Origin of the sequence: uncultured Cyclobacterium sp. (assembly GCF_963976465.1) — a bacterium.
Lineage (GTDB): Bacteria > Bacteroidota > Bacteroidia > Cytophagales > Cyclobacteriaceae > Cyclobacterium.
Genome location: NZ_CAXBOC010000652.1, coordinates 1 through 2,422, shown reverse-complemented (window position 1 = coordinate 2,422; position 2,422 = coordinate 1). Strand labels below are relative to the sequence as shown.

The following is a 2,422-nucleotide window of genomic DNA, read 5'->3' as shown; positions in this document are numbered from 1 at the left end:
GTAACCTTCTAATAGTTCATCAACATAAGCCGCAGTATTTACATCGTCTTCCCACAACCAGCATTCCAAGGCCCAGGCAGGAGTTAAAGGCAATTGACCATGCCTTTGCGCATTGAAAGGATATCCCCAAAAGGGGAATAGAATATAGAAATAGGCCACTACAAACAGTGAAAAAAGAAGGAGCATTGTAATCTTAAAAAACTTCCTCATGTTTACATCCTTTTTCTATACTTGAAATGTTTTAATCTTAATTGATTAGTGTTTTTGTTAGCGCTCATGTTGTCCAAGCCATGGTTTAGATTAATGTCTAAACCCTTTTTTGTTTAAAGTTTTGAGACCCGTTTCAATACACATAAATAGGATTGGTATAAATCCAGGGAATCCATTCTTCTTTAAGGTCAAGCCTTGCCACTACCCGGTAATTGCCTTTGTCTCGAATCCTAAATTCATAATTGTAATTTTCCTCAGTCTCTTCTATTAGCTCACCATTTTGATAAAGCTGAAATTTCACAGGAAATGGGGAAAGCGCTTTCAATTTATTGGCAGCCGCCAGACTTACAGAATCACCTAAAATAGCGGTTAAGCTATCTGTTTCATTTACCGCAAAATATTGAAAACCTTCCCCTTTGGCCAAACTTTCAAAGGATACAAAGACATGACCCAATTTAATATGATCCCGAATATTAACATTGGTAAAGGTGTCGCAATAGACATAGTTGGTAGCATGGTTAAAAGAGTTGAAATAGGGGTCCAACTCCCATTTAAATGCCCAACCATATTGATCTTCTTCTCCCATTAACAATTTATCAAACCAATTGGCCTTTCTCACTACAATGGTATCTGCATTGGGGCCAACCCATTCTATTTTCTCATCGGCAAGGTACCTAGCTCTGAAATTTTGATTGTTGTGAGCGTCTACACCGGCTACCCCTACAATCTTTCGATCTTGGTTTAGTCGGTCCCAGTTGGCCAATATTTCCGTTTGTTCATCATAAAGATCCCTGAACATCCAATGGGTATATTTTTTCGGATTCATTAACCTATTGAGTAGGATAGGCAATATACTTTCTTCATCCTTCATGTCTGTATGGATATTGTAAATTTCCATGGCATGATAATCCGTGTTGTCCCAATCGTGTTCATCTTCCGAATGCACATAAATGGCCAAACCATCATTTTCTACTACCTCTCGGATAATTTCAGTTTCAGGTCTATTCCAGTCAATAACTGTACTGTCAAATGGGCTGATCATCAGGCCGGACCTATGTTCTGTGCCCGACTCTATGATGATGCCTTCATAAACTCCTTGGTAGCCTCTTGGAAAGGTGTCGAGCTGATTGCGTTTGTGGTCTGAATTGAAAATAAACTGCAGTTCGGCTTTTTTTGCTCCATCCATTATTTCAGGAAGCAAACCCCGACTGTCGTGAGACCAGAAAGTATGGGAATGAACTGCCCCTTTATACAATGGCATTGGAATAACCTCTGGTGGTTTTCGGTATTTTTGCCATAGCTCATTTCTGGCTTGTTCCAAGCCTGGGTAAGTTACCCAACGGTTCCAAAGGGCCGGGCTGATTTTTACCAAGACCAGCAATATAAGAAGCACCATTGTCCCTAAGAACAGATACTTAAACCATTTTATTATTTTGGCTGTGGCACTCATGTTGCTAATTTAAGTTTTGAAGAAAGCTACTCGAATTTCCGCGCTTCTCTACTTAAAGCTCAGGATTAGCACTTCTGATTGATGTTAAATTTGCCCCCTTGTTATTATTATTGGTTTTCAGCTCCCGGACTCGCTTCAATCAATTGAAGCGCTTCTTCTATATAGACCTCAGCAGTTTCCTCTCCTAGACTTGTTTTACTGATGTATTCATAGCGTTCGAAACTATTATAATCCACTTTGGTAAGCATATATCCAAAGGCATCATTGGTCAGACCAAACAAAAATGGTTGGTCTGTTTTCATCTTTCTTTTCAAGTAATAACCAATATTTGCTAGTGCCTCTCCGGGGATGGTAAGGATTTGGGCAGAGCCAATGTTTAATAGATTTACCCTTGTTTTAAGCATATAGTCTTCGGAAACTTTTAATCCTAATTCGGAGTGGTCTATCAGCATTTTCATCAGTGGAGAGGTCACTGGTAATTTGATTTCCTTTGAGTGGCTAGACAATAAGGGTGCTGTTTGCAGAGGCGCTTTGTCCACAATTGCCAGGGCCTGGTCTGCCAATAATTCTCCAATGCGGATACACTCTTCCCAATCACCGGCTTCTTTGCCTTCGGGTCTTCTGTTATCCGCAGTTACCATGCCTCCTTGGGCACCGTTCATGAAAATCGCCAAACCTCCAGCTTTGGCTTCAATGCGATTGTACAAAGGACCGCAAAGATCGGGAGATAAAATGCCTTTTTTATTGCCAATGACTTCCGGG

General features: G+C 40.5%; 1 protein-coding gene and 2 pseudogenes. All 3 read right to left on the bottom strand.

Features of this window, described 5'->3' with window-relative positions; genetic code table 11:
- Positions 1-210, bottom strand: a pseudogene (locus tag AAC037_RS23465) (glycoside hydrolase family 31 protein); the annotation flags it as partial.
- A gap of 133 nt (positions 211-343) precedes the next feature.
- Positions 344-1,660, bottom strand: a complete 1,317-nt coding sequence (locus tag AAC037_RS23460; protein ID WP_339906046.1) for a hypothetical protein — start codon at positions 1,658-1,660, stop codon at positions 344-346.
- Positions 1,661-1,767: 107 nt separating this feature from the next.
- Positions 1,768-2,422 (bottom strand): annotated as a pseudogene (locus tag AAC037_RS23455) (hypothetical protein); the annotation flags it as partial.

Coding starts and splice junctions, on each gene's coding strand:
- AAC037_RS23460 (WP_339906046.1), bottom strand. CDS start 1,660: ATGAGTGCCACAGCCAAAATAATAAAATGGTTTAAGTATCTGTTCTTA.